Origin of the sequence: Vibrio owensii, from assembly GCF_002021755.1 — a bacterium.
Classification (GTDB): domain Bacteria; phylum Pseudomonadota; class Gammaproteobacteria; order Enterobacterales; family Vibrionaceae; genus Vibrio; species Vibrio owensii.
The window spans coordinates 1,884,669-1,905,686 of the sequence record NZ_CP019960.1 but is presented as its reverse complement, the minus strand read 5'-3'; the positions used below and the strand labels follow the sequence as shown (position 1 = coordinate 1,905,686).

The 21,018-nt window shown below is 45.1% G+C and carries 21 protein-coding genes; 9 read left to right on the top strand and 12 right to left on the bottom strand.

The annotated features are described in order from the left end of the window. Nucleotides 1-70: 70 nt before the first annotated feature. On the bottom strand, nt 71-394 hold the full coding sequence (locus A9237_RS25050; protein WP_078610023.1) for a hypothetical protein: 324 nt from the start codon (nt 392-394) through the stop codon (nt 71-73). Between the two features lie 422 nt (nt 395-816). On the opposite strand from A9237_RS25050, the gene A9237_RS25045 reads away from it, so the two are divergent. The 4 genes from A9237_RS25045 (at nt 817) to A9237_RS25030 (ending at nt 3,722) form a co-directional block, all read left to right on the top strand. Next, nucleotides 817-1,557, top strand: a complete 741-nt coding sequence (locus A9237_RS25045) for a nucleoside recognition domain-containing protein (RefSeq protein ID WP_005437881.1) — start codon at nt 817-819, stop codon at nt 1,555-1,557. Continuing rightward, nucleotides 1,557-2,024, top strand: a complete 468-nt coding sequence (locus tag A9237_RS25040; protein ID WP_005374849.1) for a YjiG family protein — start codon at nt 1,557-1,559, stop codon at nt 2,022-2,024. The genes A9237_RS25045 and A9237_RS25040 overlap by 1 nt, the downstream gene beginning before the upstream one ends. 9 nt (nt 2,025-2,033) lie before the next feature. Then, on the top strand, nt 2,034-3,158 hold the full coding sequence (locus A9237_RS25035; RefSeq protein ID WP_078610022.1) for a M20 family metallopeptidase: 1,125 nt from the start codon (nt 2,034-2,036) through the stop codon (nt 3,156-3,158). Nucleotides 3,159-3,347: 189 nt separating this feature from the next. Next, complete coding sequence (locus A9237_RS25030) at nt 3,348-3,722, top strand: YkvA family protein (RefSeq protein WP_009698021.1); 375 nt, start codon at nt 3,348-3,350, stop codon at nt 3,720-3,722. A 95-nt stretch (nt 3,723-3,817) separates the two neighbouring features. Here A9237_RS25030 and A9237_RS25025 read toward each other — a convergent pair whose 3' ends face one another. The 4 genes from A9237_RS25025 to A9237_RS25010 form a co-directional block, all read right to left on the bottom strand. After that, on the bottom strand, nt 3,818-5,122 hold the full coding sequence (locus tag A9237_RS25025; RefSeq protein WP_005437888.1) for a dicarboxylate/amino acid:cation symporter: 1,305 nt from the start codon (nt 5,120-5,122) through the stop codon (nt 3,818-3,820). 320 nt (nt 5,123-5,442) lie between these two features. Next, nucleotides 5,443-6,507, bottom strand: a complete 1,065-nt coding sequence (locus A9237_RS25020) for a DUF4056 domain-containing protein (protein ID WP_078610021.1) — start codon at nt 6,505-6,507, stop codon at nt 5,443-5,445. A 9-nt stretch (nt 6,508-6,516) separates the two neighbouring features. Next, nucleotides 6,517-7,641, bottom strand: coding sequence for a BamA/TamA family outer membrane protein (locus A9237_RS25015; protein WP_078610020.1), 1,125 nt, complete (start codon nt 7,639-7,641; stop codon nt 6,517-6,519). Between the two features lie 12 nt (nt 7,642-7,653). Further along, the gene (locus tag A9237_RS25010; protein WP_078610019.1) at nt 7,654-8,460 is read right to left on the bottom strand and encodes a hypothetical protein; all 807 of its coding nucleotides are present in this window, start codon (nt 8,458-8,460) and stop codon (nt 7,654-7,656) included. A 281-nt stretch (nt 8,461-8,741) separates the two neighbouring features. Here A9237_RS25010 and A9237_RS25005 point away from each other — a divergent pair, with 281 nt between their 5' ends. Continuing rightward, entirely contained in the window at nt 8,742-9,338 is a 597-nt protein-coding gene (locus tag A9237_RS25005; protein WP_078610018.1) for a TetR/AcrR family transcriptional regulator, read from the top strand. 36 nt (nt 9,339-9,374) lie between these two features. Here the strand turns inward: A9237_RS25005 and A9237_RS25000 are convergent, their stop codons facing one another. The 3 genes from A9237_RS25000 to A9237_RS24990 form a co-directional block, all read right to left on the bottom strand. Beyond that, nucleotides 9,375-10,646: a DUF1835 domain-containing protein gene (locus A9237_RS25000; RefSeq protein WP_078610017.1), complete on the bottom strand. Its 1,272-nt coding sequence runs from the start codon at nt 10,644-10,646 to the stop codon at nt 9,375-9,377. A gap of 266 nt (nt 10,647-10,912) precedes the next feature. After that, nucleotides 10,913-12,112, bottom strand: coding sequence for an MFS transporter (locus tag A9237_RS24995; RefSeq protein WP_078610016.1), 1,200 nt, complete (start codon nt 12,110-12,112; stop codon nt 10,913-10,915). Nucleotides 12,113-12,250: 138 nt separating this feature from the next. Beyond that, on the bottom strand, nt 12,251-13,141 hold the full coding sequence (locus tag A9237_RS24990) for a LysR family transcriptional regulator (protein WP_078610015.1): 891 nt from the start codon (nt 13,139-13,141) through the stop codon (nt 12,251-12,253). Between the two features lie 110 nt (nt 13,142-13,251). Between A9237_RS24990 and A9237_RS24985 the strand changes: the two genes are divergently transcribed. After that, on the top strand, nt 13,252-13,560 hold the full coding sequence (locus tag A9237_RS24985) for a monooxygenase (RefSeq protein WP_078610014.1): 309 nt from the start codon (nt 13,252-13,254) through the stop codon (nt 13,558-13,560). A gap of 4 nt (nt 13,561-13,564) precedes the next feature. Next, nucleotides 13,565-13,936: a hypothetical protein gene (locus A9237_RS24980; protein ID WP_078610013.1), complete on the top strand. Its 372-nt coding sequence runs from the start codon at nt 13,565-13,567 to the stop codon at nt 13,934-13,936. Between the two features lie 75 nt (nt 13,937-14,011). Here A9237_RS24980 and A9237_RS24975 read toward each other — a convergent pair whose 3' ends face one another. The 3 genes from A9237_RS24975 to A9237_RS24965 form a co-directional block, all read right to left on the bottom strand. Further along, entirely contained in the window at nt 14,012-16,180 is a 2,169-nt protein-coding gene (locus A9237_RS24975; protein WP_078610012.1) for a polysaccharide biosynthesis tyrosine autokinase, read from the bottom strand. A 54-nt stretch (nt 16,181-16,234) separates the two neighbouring features. Then, a complete protein-coding gene (locus A9237_RS24970; RefSeq protein WP_045414366.1) occupies nt 16,235-16,672 on the bottom strand; it encodes an arsenate reductase/protein-tyrosine-phosphatase family protein in 438 nt (145 codons plus the stop codon). A gap of 103 nt (nt 16,673-16,775) precedes the next feature. Further along, nucleotides 16,776-17,894, bottom strand: coding sequence for a polysaccharide export protein (locus tag A9237_RS24965; protein WP_078610011.1), 1,119 nt, complete (start codon nt 17,892-17,894; stop codon nt 16,776-16,778). 460 nt (nt 17,895-18,354) lie between these two features. Here A9237_RS24965 and A9237_RS24960 point away from each other — a divergent pair, with 460 nt between their 5' ends. Further along, nucleotides 18,355-19,254, top strand: coding sequence for a putative periplasmic lipoprotein (locus A9237_RS24960; RefSeq protein ID WP_078610010.1), 900 nt, complete (start codon nt 18,355-18,357; stop codon nt 19,252-19,254). A gap of 78 nt (nt 19,255-19,332) precedes the next feature. Here A9237_RS24960 and nfsA read toward each other — a convergent pair whose 3' ends face one another. Continuing rightward, a complete protein-coding gene (gene nfsA / locus A9237_RS24955; RefSeq protein WP_078610009.1) occupies nt 19,333-20,055 on the bottom strand; it encodes an oxygen-insensitive NADPH nitroreductase in 723 nt (240 codons plus the stop codon). 212 nt (nt 20,056-20,267) lie between these two features. Between nfsA and A9237_RS24950 the strand changes: the two genes are divergently transcribed. After that, complete coding sequence (locus A9237_RS24950) at nt 20,268-20,909, top strand: MarC family protein (RefSeq protein ID WP_005437917.1); 642 nt, start codon at nt 20,268-20,270, stop codon at nt 20,907-20,909. The last annotated feature ends 109 nt before the right edge of the window (nt 20,910-21,018 follow it).

The window sequence follows — 21,018 nt, the reverse complement described above, 5'->3', positions numbered from 1 at the left end:
CTTCGCGGTTTTTGTCGCGAAGTGATTAAAAAATAAAACAATTGATTTGGGGATGAATAGCAATCGGGTTTTATTCTCTAAACACACATAGCTTGAGGTGCACCCGATATTTGTCGGGTATCGGCTCGGTATGGTGGCGGAAAGCATTACGCTCGGTGCTAGTGATAGATAGCAAGACGAACGCAAATAGGAATAAGGGCACAATGAAGCTGTCGAGATGGTTTTGTGAAACCTGAATCAGCTTTTCAGACAGTTCACACTGCTTAGTCAGCCCTTTCTCGCTCTTTTGTTGCTGCGCAGTGGCGTGCTCAGATGTCACTTGCGCGCCAATCAGAGGGCAAGATTGGTAGAAGCCTGCATTTTTACTTAAACAGATCACGATAACCCAAGCCACAAGGGCAAGTGTCCATCGAGCGATGTAGGATTGTGATCGAAGCAAAAGGCAAACCCTGAGTAAGTCTCTAAGTAATGACCGAACCACCCTAAAATAAATTACACAGAACTTTTGTTAATTTTTGGTCAAGAAATCTCAAATAAGCAACAAACCATGAAGCACGTCGAAGGTGTGGCTAATGACAAACTTGTTCATAATTTTGGTTTGTTTTGTTAATGGATGAGATTCGCTGATAGTTAGATAAATCTACCTTATCTTGGTCATAAATATTTATTATCTTTTAAATGTGATTTAAATCATAAAATAAAACTTCATAATTGAGTGGCATGATTGTTCGGTAAATGGATTGATTTTGATCATCTCTCTAGCACGTCGTTCAAGGGATCATCTATGCGTTCTGTTCCACATACATAGGTGAATTTATGACAAGCCCTGTTCATGCTGAACGTAAGGTGACGATCGGGTGTTACATTGCACTCGCGTTTGCGGTTGTGTTCTTTTCTGGTCTGATGCAATCCAACGAATGGTACGGTGTATTCGACTTTACAACACTTAATGGCTCTTTCGGTAAAGTGGCTTACGGCGTAACGGAAGGTGCGGATGGCGCGGTACAAGCTGCGACTACCTCTTTCCGCGGTACTGGTGGTAGCGGTGCTCGTGACGGTTTCATTTTCGCACTTACTTTGATTCCAACCGTTATGTTCGCATTGGGTATGATCAACGTACTTGAGCACTACGGTGCACTTGAAGCCGCTCGTAAGCTTCTTACTCCTCTTCTACGTCCTCTAATGGGCATCCCTGGTAACTCTGGTCTGGCTTTGATTGCTTCTCTACAAAGTACCGATGCTGGTGCGGCAATGACGCGTCAGCTAAAAGATGAAGGTCACCTAACTAAGCGTGAAACGGACGTATTCACCATGTTCCAGTTCACTGCGGGTGCAACCATCGTGAACTTCTTCTCATCAGGTGCTGTGCTGTTCACGCTGACGATGGCTGACGGCTCTCTAGCGGTAACGTCTTCTATTGGTTTGGCGGTTGTGGTGATGTTCGCATTCAAGATCATCGGTGCAAATCTATTCCGTATCTACCTAAACATGACGGAAGGTAAAGAAGACAAGCAAGACCAAAACAAATCAGAGAACCTAAAAGAGGAGACGGCATAATGGGTGACGTTAAAGCGAAAAAACCGATGGTGACGGATATCTTCGTCGAAGGCGCTAAGAAAGGCTGGGTAATTGCGACTACCTCTACGGTTCCTAACGTATTGATGGCGTTCGTTATCATCAAAGCGCTGCAAATCACAGGCGCGTTGGATCTGATGGGCACGGTGTTCTCTCCAATCATGGCGGTGTTTGGCCTTCCGGGTGAAGCGGCTGCTGTTCTTATCGGCGCTTGGATGTCGATGGGTGGCGCAGTGGGTGTGGTTATCACGCTGTTTGACCAAGGTATCCTGAACGGCACGCACATTGCGATTCTAGCGCCAGCTATCTACCTAATGGGCTCTCAAGTTCAGTACATGGGTCGTATCATGGGTCCAATCGGTACTGAAGGTCGTTACATCCCAGTTATGATTGCAATCTCAGTATTGAACGCGTTTGGCGCAATGCTGGTGATGAATCTGTTTGTCTAGGAGTGAGTCATGCAATTCTCTCTAAATGAATATCTAGAAGAGCTACGTCCGCTAATCAATGTGGATTGTGGCACTTACACCACTGATGGTATCGAGTTCATCGCTTCTCAATTTGAAGAGAAGTACCAAGCGATGTCAGGTTGGAGCGTAAAACGCATCGACTGTGGTAGAGCGGGTGTTGGTCTTGAAGTTCGAAATAAGCCGGAAGCTGAGCAAATCGACGTGATGCTGATTGGTCACATGGATACCGTGTTCCCTGTGGGTACTGCTGAGCTTCGTCCAATGTCTCAAGATGCAGAGAAAGCTTACGGTCCGGGCGTCTCGGACATGAAATCTGGCTTGCTGAACATCGTATACGCGATGCGCAATCTAGACCAAGCGGTGTTGGATAAGCTGTCTATCGCTATCTGCATGAACCCAGATGAAGAAACGGGTTCTCTGGACTCTGTGGATTGGATTCAATCAGTTGCGAAAAACGCTAAGAATGTACTGGTTGCAGAAGCCGCACGTGCAGACGGCGGTTTAGTGAAAGCGCGTAAAGGCATGGCTCGCTACAAAATGACCTTTAATGGCGTTGCAGCTCACGCAGGTAACGAGCCAGAAAATGGTCGCAGCGCAATCACTGAGATGGCGAATTGGATTCTGGCAGTCAATGCAATGACCAACTTTGAATCTGGTACTACGTTGAATGTCGGTATTGTTTCTGGCGGTAACGGTGCGAACATCGTCCCTGAGCATGCTGAAGCGATCGTGGATGTGCGTTTCTGGAGCAACGAAGAATACGATGATGTTGACAGCAAGCTAAACGGTATGCTGGAAACACCATTCGTTGATGGCGTGAGCATTGAGTTGGTTCGTGAAGCTTATAAGCCCTCTATGGTGCCAAGCTCACAAACAGAAAGCTTAATGACATTAGTTGAAGAAGCCGCAAGTGAACTGGCGATCGACATCAACTGGAAAGAAGTCGGTGGCGGCTCTGATGCAAACAACACGGCGATTCTTGGCGTTCCAACTTTGGATGGTCTAGGGCCTATCGGTGCAGGCTTCCACAGTGACCAAGAGTACTTGTTGCTTGAGTCTATTGAACCACGTATCAAAATGCTGATGCGTGTATTGGAGAAGATTGCTCAATAAGGCATTCTGCTTCTAAAGCTTGGTTTCCAAAACTTTTTGTCTCCAAAGCAATAATCCCCGGACTTCGGTTTGGGGATTTTTTATCTAGCCAATTGGCTTCCTTTCTTCATTATCATTACTCGCTATTAATCCTACGTTCAGGTTCATCGCCTTAATATCTATGCCACAGTCATAAATTTAGGAGGCACGATGACCACAAGCATGTCTGTAAATTCGGCGTCCGATGACGTCTTAGACCAAACGATGCAAGCACCAGATGAGAAAACCTTCTGGCGCAAAATGAAAAATTCCGTCAAGAAAGCAGGCGAAGAGATTGCGGTTATGGGCATTAAATCATGGCTCGCGATGGCAGATTCCAATACCTCCGTTCGCCATAAGGCTATCTTAGGTGGCGCGCTGGCTTACTTCGTCCTACCGACAGATATGGTGCCAGACGTACTCGCTGGCGTCGGTTTTACCGATGATATGGCAGCACTGACGCTAGCAGCGAACTCGGTCGGCAATGCCATCACCGACGAGCATGAAGAACAAGCGAGAGAAAAGCTGAGTTCGATGACGGAGTAGGGCCATAACCTATTCTTTAGATTCCTGATAAAACAAAAGCCCCGATGTTTCCATCGGGGCTTTCATTTAGACAGGATAATTGAGTTTGGAAGGGTTTAAGCTTCCGCGCGTTTTAGATGTACTTCTTCTTCTGCGACCCCAGCTTTTGGATCGTTGAAGCGAGTTTCATCCAGTGCGCCTTCCGATTTAGCAACAATGATAGTCACTGCGCTGTCACCGGTGATGTTTACTGCGGTACGAATCATATCAAGTAGACGGTCAACACCCATGATAAGTGCAATACCTTCTAGCGGCAGACCTACTTGGTTCAATACCATTGCTAGCATTACTAGACCAACACCAGGAACACCTGCGGTACCGATAGACGCCAATGTTGCCGTCATGATAACCATTAGGTAGTCACCCATAGTTAGGTCGATGTTGAATGCCTGTGCGATGAACGCTGTCGCCACACCTTGCATGATCGCCGTGCCGTCCATGTTCACGGTTGCACCTAGCGGTACTGTGAACGATGATACGCGGTTCTCAACACCCATGCGGTGCTTAGCTGTTTCCATTGTCACTGGAATGGTCGCGTTCGATGATGCTGTAGAGAAAGCAAACATGATTGCGTCTTCCATCTTACGTAGGAACGTAATTGGGTTTAGACCAGTGAAGCCTTTTAGCATCAAGCTGTAAGTCACAAGGCCGTGCAGCAATAGCGTACCTGCTAGTACAACGAAGTATTCAGCAAGGTTGAAGATTGCGCTTAGACCAAGGCCTGTAAACAGCTTCGCCATTAGGAAGAACACACCGTATGGTGCTAGGTTCATCAGAATCGCAACCAATTTCATGATTACTTCATTCAGATCAGAGAAGAATGCTGCGATACGCTCGCCTGGCTTACCTGCTGCACTGATCGCGATACCGAATAGGACGGCGAACACGATAACTTGCAGGGTTTTACCTTCTGCCATTGCGCTGATTGGGTTAGTCGGGAACATATCAATGATCACCTGACCCAAAGATGGCGCTTCTGCTGATTTGAATGAACTTGCTGCGGTTAGGTCTGCACCAGCACCCGGCTGGAATAGCGTGCCCATGGTTAGAGCAAGTGTGATTGCGATAGCGGTTGTTGCTACGTAGAAAGCAAGGGTTTTACCACCCATGCGACCCAATGTAGATAGGTCTTTTAGAGAGCTGGTACCACAAACTAGCGAAACAAATACTAGCGGTACAACAAGCATTTTTAAGCTGGCAACGAAGATCTGTCCACCAACTTCGAATAATCCATTAACAATGTATGCGTCGACAAATCCGTTGTCGGCAAAAAGTGTGCGAATTGCAAATCCTGTCAAGATACCCGCTACCATACCCAAAATTACGCGGCTGGTGAGCGACATCGGTTTCTTGGTATTCATGAGAACACTCCTTATAGTTATGCACCTTGAGTTCACTTCAAGGCGGCGTGCAGATTAGCAGCGGAGTGCGAAAATACGAAAGAATAATCCTCTGAATGGTCGATAGATGTGAAGTTAGTCACTTTAAAAAATAGAATATTAACCGAATTGTAACGATTTGACTGGTTGAAAAGTTTGCTGATTAACAAATTTATCGAATTTACAACCGATAGAAATGATTTCTTACATTCTCAAATGGTAGAAAACTGGATGCATAACGATGAGATAAAAGACGCCAAGTGCATAACTAGGCATCTTTTATTCACTTGCTGATTGCGAAGTTACTTCAGCGGTGGGCGAGTCTGTTCATCGATGGCACGAGCAAAATCTGAAATCTGCTGATAATCTGCGGGTGTCCAAATTGATTTTGAGGTCAATGACTTAGGTAGTGCAGAAAACGATTTTTCATTGTCGCTTGCTCTAAACTCGACACTCATCCATTGGTCGATTGCTTGTTGATCATCAAAGGTGTTAGACAATGAAAGTTGATGGTTTGCGCCTGGGTAGTTTGGCGTCAAACTCAATGCCATATGATAATCGCGGAATCGCACTACCCACTTATCCGGTAGGCGTCTTGAACTGTCCCACCAATCGCCATCAAGCTGCTGAATTTTCTGTTTAGCGACGGATTTCGGCTGTGCTTTTAACTCTTTTAAGGCTTGTTTAAAAGCGCTATCCATGGCTTGAGAAAAGCCCTTTTGATCGAGTTCTGGATTATCCAACAGGACTTGCTTGGCTAAGTTAGCACCAAGCATGTTGGAGTAGAGGTCTTCGGATGAAAAGGCGGACGCCAGTTCTTTAAAGCCACTCACTGACACCATACCAAACCACTGCGCAATCTCATGCCATTGAGCAAGACGAAACGCCGTTAGCGCTGCTGCTTGAGCACTGCGGTCGAGCTTCTCTTCTTCACTGAGCTTTTCTTTTTGTTCATACCAACGAATGCGACGAATACGAAGCTCCTCCGGTAAATCCAGATGCGCCGCGCGGCCGAGATAATGTTGGTTGAGAGTAAACAAATAGTAGGTGTAATCGGCTGTGTCACGAACGTGTGCCGTATCAATAAACCCACCAAGCTCAGTAAAGATTATTCCATTCGCTTCTTCATTTAATCCAAGCAGACTGCCTGGCACCGATTCACTGCCATCGTTATAGTGGTGAGTACCCACTTCGTTGCTGGATAAGACATTCTCAAGGGAGAAGAAAGGAACAGGTACGCTTCCTAGTTGCGCTTTGAGGTCTACACCGAAGGCACAGCATGGCCTGACGCCAACCGGTGCTTTCAATTCTTGTGCTTGGACAAACCCACTACAAAGGCTCAGTAGTAATAGTGCTGCTTTCTTCAAACCCTACTCCTAGAATGCTTCATTAATTTGGAAATAAAAACCGGTGCTGTCTTTACCTACCCCTAAATCGACGCGCACGTTAATACGTGCCTTAAAGGCAAATCGATAACCAACCCCGACAGTTGGTAGCCAACTGCTTGCGAATAAGTCGTGATAAGTCGGTGCGATATTGCCTGCACCCAACCAACCCACAACACCATGACGACCAGCAATGGTGTGGCGGATTTCTATTTGTGTGGAGAGTTGATGTTTGTCGCGATATTGTCCTTGGTAGTAGCCACGCATACGTTGGTCATCACCTAACTGGGCGTAATCAAACCAAGGGACATCACCAAAAATCGATTGCGAGTAAACTTCCATCGCGATGATGGTACTGTTTGACCATTGTTGATAGAGACGATAGTTGGCCACGAGGTTGTCGTAGTCTTCATCACTACCTAGAGAATCGCGGTTGGCAATCCATTCAATATCAAGAAACTGCCCTCGCATTGGGTTTGGCTCGAAATCGCGCGTATCGTATTCCATCCCCAGTAACACACCGCTGCTGGTGGCATTGGTGACTTCTGAAGGAAGAATATCGCCATCCACACCGGCTACTTTGTTGAATGATTGCCACTGCCAGCCTAGCTTAGCGTAAGTATTTGGCGCAATCTCTACGGCGATTTTGGGGCTCAGCTGTAATCGTTGGCCTTCGTATTGCACTTTATTACTATCGTTCTCGGCTGCTTGGCTGCCGATACCCCAATAGTATCCGGGAGTATGGCTGATCCACGCTTCACCAAGTAGACGTACTTTGTCACCCTTCAAATAGGTCCGGTTGTTTAACCCCAAGCCGTAAGAGCCAGAAGTTGAACCGTAAGATGTGACGGTGACGGTTGAGTACGGGTCGCCTTTCTGCCAGTCATAAGGGGTATACAAGCCCACCGCGGCAACGCCGATGCCAAACCCTTGCTCTGGATTGACGAATGGTCCCGGTAAGATGCCCCAGTCGATCAATTTCGATTCATCCACGGTTTCGCTAGAGCCTAGTTTGGTTAGGATGTCATCCACCAAACTGCTTTCGTCTTGCTGCATAGCAAAAACGTGTGGTGTGCAAAACAGTGCTGCGATTACTAGGGAATAAGAAGCTTTCATCTTCTCTTTACCTTAGAAACGGCGATCGATAGAGAAGAAGATACTTTGACGGTCGCCAAAGCCAGCTTCACCCAATAAATACCAGTCGTCATTAATCTGGTATTGCATGCCGGCAAGGGTGTTCCACTCAGATTCCAAGCGCTGCTTAACGTCAAAGCGACCAGAGAGATTGATACCCGCTTGTTTTAATGTTCCGGATAATTCTTGCTCAACGTTTTGGTACATGGCACCGACCCAGAAACGCAAAGGGACGCCATTTTTATGGAAGTCGTAACCGACACGTGGAGACATGACTATCGCATCGATAGCACCATCGATTACATTCAAATTTGTTTGGGTGTAACTGGCATCAACAAGAGCAAACAGTTGGTCATAACCGCCCGCTAGGACAAAGCCACCCCCATAGGTGTAACCATCGAGATCTAGACGGAAAGGGAATTCGCCCAACTGCTTGCCAAGCAAGCTGACTTTGACATTGGTTTCTGAATAGCCATCTAGTGTACCCACCAAGCCATAAACATTTAAGAATGGGAACAACCAAACGTCACCACGAAGTGTCATGACATCGCTGGCTTGTTTACCCCCGCTGGCTTCCATTTTTAATAGTTTTTCTAAGCCATGTAATCCACTCAGAGAAATGGAGTCGACGTTAATGCCTTGTTCCATACTCATATAGCTCAGGTTGACGCCAAAGGGTTTTGGTAAGTCATAACCGAGTGCTTCTGCTTTATCTTTCCAGATTGGCAGAGAAATCGAATCAGCGTTTGCCGCACCAGTAAGTAGGCAGGAAACGGCAACGAGCAAGGAGCATAATTTCATAAGTTACTTCATTAAACGTGACGATCACAACAACACCAGGGGCCTTGTAATAAGGGCATCGACTCTGGAGTTTGTGTCACGGAAAAATCACAGCTTTATCTGGCAGATAAAGCGCCACAGCGTGAGTTAAGAGTGATTCTATTTTGAAATTTTTCTTAGGATCTTAACTTCGGCGAGCGCATCTTACTCTTAAAATTAAAAAAGTAAACTTCAAAGTATACTTTTGATTATTGTGCGCTATACTCTGCGTCCACTTACATGAGGTTGGTGAATCTAGAGCGATGAAACTGTCAGAAAAAAAACGCTTAGCGCTGATTGAAGCGGCTCAACAGGAATTTATTGAGCACGGTTTCAGTTGTGCCAACATGGACAGAGTATGTGAGCGAGCAGGGACGTCAAAGCGCACCTTGTATCGCCATTTTGAAAGCAAAGACCTATTGTTTATTGAATCAATCCAAGCCGTCATAGAAAAACAACGAGCAAAACTGCAATTACAATATTGTCCTGCGTCTGATATCGACGTGCAACTCAGAAAATACTTACATGACAAGCTTGATTCTATGTATGAGGACTTTGGCTTGCCATTGGCAAAAATGGTCATCAGTGAATTTATGCGCACACCAGAACTGGCGGAGAACTACTTGCATCAACTTCAACGTCAAGACGAGTTGTTGGAGAACTGGTTTACAGAGGCTATTGCGGATAACAAGGTCAAAGGGCTCGACCCTGCAATGATGAGCAGTATGTTGATGTGTTTATTAAAAGGGAACTGCTTATGGCCACAACTGGTTGCCAATCAAGCTGTGCCTAGTGCCGAGCAGCGCAAGAAAATTGTCGAAGATATTCTCACGCTGTTTTTCGATGGCTACCGTTGCTAACTTATCCGCTTTATTACCGAACTAGTGATGAAGCACCTAAGCCGTGATTAAGTGATGTAAAGATGATAGCTGGGTGTGGTTCCATGTCCAGCGGCTATTCACTTGGTTGTGGATTCCGCCTACCCAGTAATCTTGTAAAAAAGTTGAGTGCCCATTAAGGCATGCGCGACCTTTCTCGTTGATACTCACTTGTTGTTCCCACCAGTTCTTATCCAATGAATCAACGGTAAACAGTGGTATTTCCGCTTGGGCGAGTGGCAGCAGTAATGCATAGAACATGACATCACCAAGAGTAGGGAGTGGTTCTTGTTGTTGGTACTTCTCAAACCAATCTTTCACGTTGATTGGCGCGTTTTGCTCGTTCAATATCTGCAAAGCCAAATGTTGTGTGAAGCTCAATCCTGATTCTGAATGTGGCAGTTCTTGAAGGTGCCGAGTGATGACTGTTTTGATGTTCGGCAAGCAATTTAATTCATGTTGTTCTAATAGATTCACGAGAGGCTGTGGTGTTGGAGCTTGCAAAGCTTGCCAGCAGCGTTTGGCTTGGCTAAAAAGCTTCGCTGTTACTGGCTTTCTATGCTGCCAACATGAGCGAATCGCTTCAGCAGGAAGTTGCCCGAAGCCAATAAACCGCTCAGTTCCCGGAAACTGATTGAATTCGATGATCTCAATGATTTTGCTTTCGGTTTCCTCTAGCAGAGAGAGCCCTCGAAGTAGCATGAATTGATCGTAGGCATCATGTTCAACCCAAAAAACGATACGTTCGTATTGCTGATCGAGCAGGGTATGGATGTTGCTTTGTTCAAATTGCGCTACCTTTTGCACCGAGTCTTTTCTCCCCATAACAGGCAGTAACGTGTCCACAACGTATTTTGCTCGAATAGCGACAAAGCCTTTTTGATTACTGGGAATGGGGCCTATACACAATGGATCAATCATGGGTAAGAAGTCACCCTCGAACCCACATGTCTTCAGTTGTTGTTGAATATCGTGCCCACAGCGGACATGCAGTGTGTTTAGTTCGGCATCAAGTGGATTTGCTTGGTTGTTTATGGCGAGCTTGTGACTTTCTAACTCTTCCACATGAGCTTTTAACTTGCTCCAACTGGGTAAGCCAAGCTCTCTAGCTAGGGCGTGTTGAACATCTGCAAGCTGGATAGACTCTGGTGTGAGGGTTTCGGGTTGGGAATGAAATTGCTTAACCTGATCAAGTGCGTTGGTGTCATTGTGGCGAATTGCTTTTAAGCGCTTTTTCGCGACAGACTTTTGCTGGTTAAGGTTAATAGAGAAGCTATTGTGAGATTGCATTCTTCACCTTTCTTATCTCTTCCACACTCGCCTTATTAGAAGTTAAAAAGAAGGTAAAAACAGATTGTTCCTGCTAACGAAAGCAGGGAATTTGAGTTGCCATGAACCGAGTTCTTTCCGCGAGTGTTGGGTGCTTTAGGCTTGAGCTGTTTCAATGGTATGTAATCGAAATGGGGTTCGCAACTTAGAATCATATAAACAAGCAAAACTGCTTTTGACCTCACATAAAAAAGCCCCAACGTTTAAGTTAGGGCTATAAAGACTGTTTATGAAAGCTCAGCGCAGGCTGTGTGTTGAACTTGTTTGTTTTCGCGCTTATCTAACGCGCCGCTTAAGCGAGTCAATAGAAGTGCAGAGATGACGACCACACCACCGACCCATGGCGTATTCATTAAGCCTGCTCTTTCTACGATCAAACCGCCACTCCATGAACCGAGTGCAATACCTACGTTAAAGGCTGCGATGTTCAAACCAGAAGCAACATCAACGGCATTAGGTGTGTATTTCTCTGCCAGTTTTACTACATAAACTTGCAGCCCAGGTACGTTACCGAAAGCAAATGCACCCCAAACCAAAATAGTAATCACAGCAGCAATTGGGTTGTATGCGGTAAAGTTGAGTGCAAACAAGATCGCGGCTAAGCCAGCAAAGATGATCGTCAATGCTTTTACGGGACCAAATTTGTCCGCCATTTTGCCGCCTTGGATGTTACCCACCGCGACAGAGACACCATACACCAGCATGATCAAGCCAACTGCACTGGCATCAAAGCCGGATACCTGCTCCAAAATTGGCGCAAGATAAGTGAACGCGGTAAAGGTGCCGCCGTAACCTAGCGCAGTAATGGCATAAACTAATAGCAAGCGAGGTTGGGTGAGTACTTTTAGCTGCTCTTTTAAAGAAGCCCTCGCGTCTTGCTTCAAGTTGTTTGGAACAAGTAAAGCGCTACCGACTAAGGCAATCAAACCAAGAATGGCCACAATTAAGAATGTGGTTTCCCAACCAAAATGTTGCCCGATGTAAGTACCTAAAGGTACGCCAGTTACTAGCGCGACCGTTAAACCAGTAAACATAATCGCAATGGCACTGGCGGCTTTTTCTTTGGACACCAAACCAGTGGCGATCGTCGAACCGATAGAGAAGAACACGCCGTGAGCCAAGCCCGTTAAAATACGTGCAGCAATTAGAGTGTTGTAACCCGGAGCTTGCCAAGCTAACAGGTTACCGACAACGAACAAGCCCATCACAGCGAGAAGCACGTGCTTGCGATTCATCTTGCTCGTAAGTGCAGTTAACACTGGCGCGCCAATAGCCACGCCTAATGCGTACAAACTCACCAGCAAACCTGCAGAAGGTAAAGAAACGTTGAGGTCTGCTGCCATGGTTGGAATTAATCCAACGATAACAAATTCAGTTGTCCCTATCGCAAAGGCGCTTAGGGTTAATGCTAGTAATGCGATTGGCATAATTTACTCTCTCATTTTGTTCAAGCGCACGTCTCTGGTGCGCTATCAGTGAGGGAGAGTATGAGGAAATTGGTCTTTGCGAAAAATAGCAATTAACGCAAATGACTTTTGTGGTTTTAACAACAGTCGTATGGTCAGTTAAACGCGGTCTTTTGCACTATCCAGCAGTGCTTGATAAAGAGAGAGTGTGGCTGGTCCGCTCTTCGCGCCTTTTGGTAGCGTGAGGTGCAATGCGACTTGATATTGGTTTGAGTGTTCGAGGTCTAATACCTTGATGCCTGCACTGTGGCGGTATTCGACGAGATGTTTAGGGAGTCGGCAGAAGCCAACGCCTTGTTCTACGGCTCGAAAAGCGTGGTCGAAATTGTCCACCGTGATTCTTTGACGCGCGCGCAACCAGCCCACGTCTCGTTTTGCCTTGTCTGTCTCACCTAGATCTCGAACCACAATTTGGCTGGTGGTCGCAAAATCAGCCAGTGAAACGTGCTCTTTCTTTGCCAATGGGTGCTCAACTGCAATAACGGGCACCATGGTTGTTGTGCCAAATGCTTCGGCTGGGTGGTTGGTGATCGGAAGATTGATAATGGCGATATCTGCTAACTCATTGACCACCATATCGGTGGTTTTACTTAGCGAAGTTTCCACGACTTGAACGGAGGTCGTACTGTTTTGTGCCAAAAATTTACTAAGTGGTGCATAGAGCCAACTTGGATCGCACAGATGATCGATCGCCACTGTAATTTGCGATTCCACACCATTACTTAGCTGTTCACTGATCATTTCCAGTTCATGGGCTTGTTCGAGCATAGACTGTGCTCGGCGCAACATGGTCTTACCGTGCTCGGTTAACCCAGCCTTTCGACCTTTCACTTCTATCAGTTTGATGCCCAGTTGGTCCTCGAGCTTTTTCACTGAATAGATCAGCGTAGTGTGGCTTTTATTGAGCGTCACTGCGGCTGACTGAATACTTCCAGCTTGTTCAATCGCTTGTAATGTTTGCCACTGCTCTAGGGTTGTTTTGAGTCTCATTGGTCAGTTTTTTCGACAGGTAATGGCAAAATTATGAACTTTTTTGTCAGTTTTATAAAGGTAATAATCTTCTCATCGAAAGCGAGTCAAAAAAGAAGAGGAGACTCAAGATGGCGAAATTACTGCAAGTTGATTTTGAATTTCATGGCCCATTTGGTGAAGAGATGTCGAATGCACTGGTAGACCTAGCTCAGTCAATTAACCAAGAACCAGGCATGATTTGGAAAATCTGGACGGAAAGCGAGAAAGACAAACTTGGTGGTGGCATCTATCTTTTTGAAGATGAAGCAACGGCGCAAGCTTATCTTGAAATGCACACAGCTCGTTTGAAACAGATGGGTGTAGAAGAAGTAAGAGGGCAGATATTTGATATCAACGCACCACTGAGCACTATCAACCAAGGTCCAATCGGAGAGTAACATTATGACTAACCGCACTTTTCTAACTGTTCATGGCGTCATTTATACGTTATTTGCTTTTGCGCTGTTTTTTGTTCCGACCATGATGTGGCCGATGTATGGCGTACAAATTAACGACCAGTACGCGCTGTTTTTATCGCAGCATACGTCGATCTTCTTAGGAGGGATTGCTGCGGTCAGTTTGATGCTGCGTGATGTTGAATCTGGCAACACGGCGAAACAACTGTTCAAAGCTTTGCTGGTCACGAATCTTTTAGGCGTGGTGATCACCACTTACGCTAGCATTACAGGTGTGTTTGTTGGTTTTGGTTGGAGTGACCCTGCTTTCTTCTTGCTATTGAGTGTGCTCACTTTTATTCAATGGAAGAAGCAATAAGAATAAAAACGGTTACTGCTGCACAAATAAAAAAGCCCCGCGTTAATTGCGGGGCTTTGTGTTTCTAGCTAGATGTCACTCACTTTTATAACTGTAGTTGTAGTAACCGTAGCCATATCCATAAGAGTTTGATGCCTTCTTTTCAACTGCGTTCAGAATCACGCCTTTTACCTCTACGCCTGATTGTTCAAATCGGCCTTGGGCAACTTCAATCTCTTTCAATGTCGTCTGGTCAAAACGAGCAACCATCAAGGTTGTACCTGCTAGCGCACCAACAATACTCGGATCCGTTACAGCAAGTACAGGTGGTGTATCGATAATAACCAAGTCATATTTTTCTGACATCGCTTCGATGAAGTCTTTGAAGCGTGGGTGCATTAGTAGTTCTGACGGGTTTGGTGGTACTTGGCCGCGAGTGACAACATCAAGGTTTTCAATTGATGTTTCTTTGATGATGTCATCGGCGGTTACTTTACCACTAAGGTGATCTGATAGACCGTTGTCCCAACGCAGACCAAAACATTGCTGCAGGTAGCCTTTACGCATATCCGCATCGATAAGCAGAACTTTTTGACCTGTTTTTGCAGCAACAGCCGCAAAGTTGGTAGAAACAAATGTTTTACCGATAGACGGAGCAGGGCCTGAAATCATCAAGATGTTATTTTTAGCTTCCATCATAGCGAAGTGCAAACTTGTGCGAAGGCTACGAAGTGCTTCAATAGAAAGGTCAGCAGGGTTTGCTTCAGCCAGCAGAACAAGTTCTTTATTTGCTTTACCTTTATTGCGTTTCAGTTTACTTGCGAATTCAAGTTGTTGAATAGACTTCGGTACACTTGCGTATACAGGCATACCCATTTGTTCGATTTGGTCAGGTGTTTCTACGCCGCGATGGAAAGCCGCGCGAATAAGAACGAACGCGACACCAACCATACCACCAAGCAATGTGGCTAATACAACAATCAGGGCCTTCTTCGGTTTAATTGGTTTAGAGAATGACTGCGCGCTGTCTAGAATACGTACGTTACCAACGGTGCCTGCTTTAATAATGTTCAGTTCTTGAACCTTGTTTAGAAGCTGGATGTAAATTTGTTGGTTTACTTCAACATCACGTGTCATACGAAGTACTTCACGTTGTGTTTTAGGCAGTTTTTGTACTTGTTTGTTTAAGCGTTCTTTCTCTTTTAGAAGTGTTTGACGCTTATCAAGAAGCGACTTATACGCAGGGTGGTCTTGAGTAAAGCGTTGGCTGATTTCACTTTCTTTAAAAGTAAGCTCATTCAATTGCGCTTCTAATTCAACCATTACTTTCAGTGTTGATTGCGCTTCAAGGCCGAGGTCAATAGATTCGTTCTCTTGACGGAATCGGTTCAAGATATCTTCCGAAGCAGTCAGCTTGACTTTGATGTCTGGCAGGTGACCCTTTAAAAACTCTAGGCTTTGTTCTGCTTCTGCAGAGTTACGCTGAACGTTCTGTAAGAAGTAATTTTGACTAATATCATTCAAAATAGCTTGGATACGAGCACGATCTTCGCCGGAGAAGCTTAAAGAAATAATTCCAGTTTGCTTGCCTCGTTCACTGATAGACAAGTTTTGTTGAAGCTGGTTGATTGCATCAAGCTTACTAATTTTACTAACCGTGAAGGTAGCATCATCTTGGGCAAACATCTCATTTGCCATAAATTGGTAACCGTCTTTGTCGATCAATTCACCAACTTTACCTTCCAGAACCACGCGGCCATCGTCTTGAAGAAGTTTGAACGTTTTTTGTTCTGCATCGATCACTTCTAGCGTGTGTGGGATGCCGACCGCATATGATGGAATGTTAAAGCGCGAAACAGAAAGGCGGTTTTGTTCACCTTGAAGGCGAGCAAGTCCTTTACCAATGAAAGGCAGGTAGTTTGGGGTTACTACGGTGGTTAAGTTGAATTTATCAACGGTATCACCAAGGATCATACGTGACTTGATGATCTCAATTTCGGTCGTTGCAGATGATTCGGCAGAAAACAATTCGCCCATATCACCAACCATTGCCGAAATGCCACCTGAGCTCTTCTTCTCAATTTGAATAAGCGCGTCAGCTTTGTATATGGGTGTCGATAGAATGGCAACACCGACACCTACAACAGAGAATAGGAAGACGGTACATAATATAAACCACTTGGCATCAAGGATGATCCCAAATAGCTTCCCCAAATCGATTTCATCGTCGACTTGACGTGATTGCTTAATAGTTTGTGTTGTCATTACATTAACTTCTTAAATACCTTGCCATAGGCGTTTGAAAATGAGCCTTTCGGCTTATAGTTTTTTAGTCCAAGCTTGTGCCGCTTCATCTATGAGAGCATAAGCGTGGTCGAATGCTTCTTTGCTCTGGCGATATGGATCGGGTATGTTCTTTCCAATCCACTGGCCAAACAACATTGTTTTGCCGCGAGCTTCTGGAGCAATCTTGGTTAAGGCTTCTTGGTGGCCTTTCTCCATGACTAAAATCAGATCATATTGTGCACATAACTCAGGGGTTAACTGCTGAGCGCAATGCCCTTCTAAACTTATTCCGTGTTCAAGTGCAACTTTAGTTGCCATTTCATCAGCAGACTTGCCAGTTAAGTGGCTTTTTTCTACGGCAATACCAGCAGATGCCACCTTTTTATTTGGTAAAAGAGACTGCAAAAGTCGCTCTCCTGTTGGTGAACGACAGATATTACCTACGCAAACCACTAAAATGTTAGAAAACAAATTCTTTTCCTTTCTAAGTGAACAAATGTTACGAATAACGTTTGTTGCTTAAAAATTGATGTTTTTAGAGGGAGTTAAGTTACTCCCTCTAGACATATTCGGTTTAAGGCCAGTTGCGGATACGCAGTGCGCCTTCCGTCAATTCGTTGAAGCCAGAAATTGTTGGTACTAACTGTGCGATAACACGGTTCCAACGGCTAATCGGTGCTGCCGTGACATAAACGATATCGTAAGGGTTTAAGTCAAACTCGGTACCAATCACAAGTGCAGAGGCATCTGACACATCGAGCTGGTAGATATCAGCCATCTTAGATTCTTCTTTTGAACGACGGATGACAAAAACGCCAGTTGCGTCAGCTGAGATTTGGCTGATGCCTCCGACGTTACTTAACGCTTCTGTTAGGCTCATACCCGCACGGTCGATCTTGAGTAGCTTTGGATCGTTAACTTCACCCATCACGAATACTTTTTGTGCGTCATTACGCGGCACGTGAACAATATCACCTGACTGAAGTAGACGGTTTTGAGTGAGATCGCCTTGTTGCATTAATGCATAAAGAGAAACGTCCTGAACTTCACCGCCACGTGTTAATGTTGCGTTGCGCCAATCTGCATCTTGCGCTAGGCCACCTGCACGGTTAACCGCATCAAGAAGGGTCAGTGGGATGTTCGTGATGGCTTGTTGTCCTGGCTTGTTCACTTCACCAGTTACATAGGTTTTCTTTGAACGAAAAGCCGCGACGCTAACATCAACTTGTGGGCTCTCAATATATTTAGCTAGGCGCTTCGCAATGTCTGTTCGAATTTGACGAACGTTTTTACCTTCAACGTCTACAATACCGATGTACGGATAAAAGATGGTGCCATCTGCATGAACCCAGTTACCTGCCTCGGCAGAACTACGGTAAGAACCTGCTGGGATAGTAAGCTCTGGATGATCCCAAATAGTAATGTTCAGAATGTCACCAGGACCAACGACGTACTCGTACTTAGCGATCTCGATATCGAGTTCTGGGTTAGGTTTAGAAAATGGTTCTGCTGCATTTAAAGAACTGACGCGATCTAACGTTAGGGGATAAACCGTGACTTGAGACTCAATGTCTGTTGCTTCGGTAGTCATTACCGTTTTGTCACTGGTGGAAAGGTGGCTGCCAGGTACGGTACACCCAGCTAGAACGATTGGAAGAAACGTAATCCCCAAAACTTTGTTAAATGTATTCATTGGTTTCTAGCTACCGAAAGAAAATTTGCCGACTGAAATTGGTTCACTTTTTGTATGACGTGAGTACGCCTATAAATAGCGTTTCTCTCATCGTCTTTAGCCTTTATAAAACGATTCCATTCAGTATTATTTATGTAATAAATGCTCCAAAAACGCACTTGACGATTCAGAGTCCTCATTTTTATTTATGAAGGTTGAAAATCTGACCATCAAAAAATAGACAACTATTATCCATCTTGTTGCAATGAAGGCAACCAGAACCTTAAAAAATACTGACAAATACCTGACAAAAATGGGGCTATCTCAAGTTAATAGTGAAAATGCGCCGTTTTGCACATGAAAACAACTATTAATGTGAAAAAACTCATACCAAAGTTTTATGCATCCTATTTACACTATATGCAACTGCCGTTATGCTTTCCGATGCGGTCGGATATAACAAAAAATATTGGAGCTAATTTTGAAAATCAAACTTTTAACGGCAAGTGTGGCGGCGGTGCTACTGGCTGGCTGTGGTAGTGACAGCGACCCTGTAGTGAAAACCTATGCAGTTCAGGCTTACGATCCAGCAGTAATTGGTATGAAGGTTGAAGCAGTATGTGGTGGTGAGACTTATGAAGCGATTGAGCTTACTACAAACTACAAAGGCATGGTTGGTCAAGCGCGCTTTGAAAACCTTGCTGTTGTAGACTCACCAGATCAATGTGAGTTTGTATTGACTCATACGGATTCAAGTCGTGACGCATCAAACGGTAAGCCAATCACTACTGACTATGCGATTCCACAAGGTCTTGCGCAGGCAGATGGTTTAGTTACGGGCTCTCCGTTTACAACACTTATTGCAGGTTCTCTAGGTGAAGGTGAAATTTACTCAGCTGACGTAGCTGAGAAGGTTTTTGCTGATCTAGGTATTGATATCAACGCAATCGGTGTTTCTGTGGATGAGCTTCTACTGAACACTGAGCAAGTGGTTCAAGATCTACAAGAGCAGGGCGATGACGGCGCATCGGCTATCGCTACACAGCTAATCGCAACAGCAAACGTTGTTTCAGATGTCATCAAGGCGAACCCAGACGCGTCACCTGAGGCAATTTCTGTCGCTGCTAAAGCAATCACTGAAGAAGTCATTGCTGCAAACCCTACTTACCCACAAAGCGAAACTGGAGAGGTTATTTTCGTAACTATTCCAGCTGAAGATACTCAACAGGTAGTTGGTGATGTGCAAGACGCTATCGATGCTGGTACTCCTGTTGAAGATATCAAACCTGACGTACCAACTATCCCTGATCCTGAAGTAGGGGAACCTATCGAACCTGAAGATCCACCGGGTGGTGGCACAGGTGGTACTGGCGGTAACTAATCGCTAGGAACAAATTGATACTAAAGGCCTCATCTGAGGCCTTTTTTGATCTTTCGGTCGATTAAGCGATCTTTCTCATTATCGCTTAGCCAATCCCTTACCGTTTAGATAAGGCAGGATGTGCGGACGAGACTCTCCAGATAGCTTTCCAGCGGTTTCTTGTGACCATGCGCTCTGCTTTTGATTGCTTGTGCGGCTCGCGTAGTACTCTTGCATGGTTTGATCGTAGGTTTGTACATCGTCTATATTCAGCGCTTGGTATTGGTTTTCGTGAACAATAACGTTAACGGGTAAGCGTGGTTTTACTTCCGGATTTTGATCAGGGTGACCCAAACACATACCAAACAGGATAGCGGCGTTTTTAGGCAAACCGAGTAGCTCATCGACCTGCGCAGCACTGTTTCTTAAACCACCAATGTATACGCCACCTAATCCCATAGACTCGGCAGCTAACAAACAGTTTTGCGCCATGATGCCGGAGTCCACAGCGCCAATCAGGGTTAGTTCAGTAAAGTCGGCTTGAACGTCTGGGTTGATGGTCGTGTGACGCTGGTAATCAATACAAAACACTAAAAATTCTGCGGCACTTTCAACATAAGCCTGATTGCCCGCGTATTGTGCTAGCAGTTTGCGCTTTTCTGCGTCTGTCACACGAATGATAGAGACCACTTGCAGCATGCTAGAAGAAGAGGCGGCTAGTCCAGATTGGAGAATCGTTTGTAGTTGTTCACTTGTAATAGGCTCAGAGGTGAACTTACGAATAGAGCGATGACCGAGAATGGTTTCAATCGTACTGTTCATGATCAATCAACTTCCTTAGTTTGTTCTTAGTATTGGCTGAATCTTCACCATAACGCTATTTATATTGAGCGTAAACCAGCATGCGCTTCAAACCGTGGCGATGAGCAAAAGGTGAGGCGCTTAGAAAGTGCGGTGAACATAAAGTGACGTTATTTATAAAGTTGGGTATATAATGATTTTTAATAATCAATAACTTACCAAATGTAGAAAACATGAAAGAACTGATACTTCATACCGTCACTGTATTCATGGGCTTTTTTGCCATCATGAACCCAATCGCTAATATCCCAATTTTCTTAAGTCTGACCGCGGATGAAGACAAGCAAACCGTACGCTCAATTGCGTTTCGTTCTGTGTTTATCGCCTTTGTTATCGTTGCTGTATTCGCTATTGCTGGCAAAGTCATCTTCGATCTGTTTGGTATTACCCTTTACGCACTGCGCATTACAGGCGGTATCTTAGTATTCCTCATTGGCTTCCACATGTTGCAAGGGGAATCGACACACAAGAAGACCAAGGAAAAGGCTTATTCACCGGAGCAAGAACAAGCCGCATTGAGCATTGCCGTTTCACCATTAGCCATGCCGATATTGGCGGGGCCAGGAACACTTGCGACGGCGATGAACTTTGCAACAACGGGTGGAATCACCGAAACCATCATTACCATTGCTTCATTCGCAGTCCTTTGCGTGATGACTTATGTCCTGTTTTTGTTTGGTGACAAGTTAGTGAAAGCTGTTGGTCCAAGCGCACTGAATGTGATCACCAAAATGATGGGATTGATCCTTGCGGTGATTGGCACACAGATGTTTATTGAAGGTGCTGCCGAAGCGTATAAAACCGTCTTTGCGTAATCTCTGATTGAACGACTAAAAATCCACATCAACGCTTTGGTTGATGTGGATTTTTTGATCCTAAGTTTCCACTTAAAATGCAAGAAACACATAGACTTCGCCTATCTCA

Coding starts and splice junctions, on each gene's coding strand:
- A9237_RS24985 (WP_078610014.1), top strand. CDS start 13,252: ATGGCGAAATTACTGCAAGTTGATTTTGAATTTCATGGCCCATTTGGT.
- A9237_RS25010 (WP_078610019.1), bottom strand. CDS start 8,460: ATGAAATTATGCTCCTTGCTCGTTGCCGTTTCCTGCCTACTTACTGGT.
- A9237_RS24995 (WP_078610016.1), bottom strand. CDS start 12,112: ATGCCAATCGCATTACTAGCATTAACCCTAAGCGCCTTTGCGATAGGG.
- A9237_RS25035 (WP_078610022.1), top strand. CDS start 2,034: ATGCAATTCTCTCTAAATGAATATCTAGAAGAGCTACGTCCGCTAATC.
- A9237_RS24980 (WP_078610013.1), top strand. CDS start 13,565: ATGACTAACCGCACTTTTCTAACTGTTCATGGCGTCATTTATACGTTA.
- A9237_RS24990 (WP_078610015.1), bottom strand. CDS start 13,141: ATGAGACTCAAAACAACCCTAGAGCAGTGGCAAACATTACAAGCGATT.
- A9237_RS24975 (WP_078610012.1), bottom strand. CDS start 16,180: ATGACAACACAAACTATTAAGCAATCACGTCAAGTCGACGATGAAATC.
- A9237_RS24950 (WP_005437917.1), top strand. CDS start 20,268: ATGAAAGAACTGATACTTCATACCGTCACTGTATTCATGGGCTTTTTT.
- A9237_RS25005 (WP_078610018.1), top strand. CDS start 8,742: ATGAAACTGTCAGAAAAAAAACGCTTAGCGCTGATTGAAGCGGCTCAA.
- A9237_RS25025 (WP_005437888.1), bottom strand. CDS start 5,122: ATGAATACCAAGAAACCGATGTCGCTCACCAGCCGCGTAATTTTGGGT.
- A9237_RS25015 (WP_078610020.1), bottom strand. CDS start 7,641: ATGAAAGCTTCTTATTCCCTAGTAATCGCAGCACTGTTTTGCACACCA.
- A9237_RS25045 (WP_005437881.1), top strand. CDS start 817: ATGACAAGCCCTGTTCATGCTGAACGTAAGGTGACGATCGGGTGTTAC.
- A9237_RS25040 (WP_005374849.1), top strand. CDS start 1,557: ATGGGTGACGTTAAAGCGAAAAAACCGATGGTGACGGATATCTTCGTC.
- nfsA (WP_078610009.1), bottom strand. CDS start 20,055: ATGAACAGTACGATTGAAACCATTCTCGGTCATCGCTCTATTCGTAAG.
- A9237_RS24965 (WP_078610011.1), bottom strand. CDS start 17,894: ATGAATACATTTAACAAAGTTTTGGGGATTACGTTTCTTCCAATCGTT.
- A9237_RS25000 (WP_078610017.1), bottom strand. CDS start 10,646: ATGCAATCTCACAATAGCTTCTCTATTAACCTTAACCAGCAAAAGTCT.
- A9237_RS25030 (WP_009698021.1), top strand. CDS start 3,348: ATGACCACAAGCATGTCTGTAAATTCGGCGTCCGATGACGTCTTAGAC.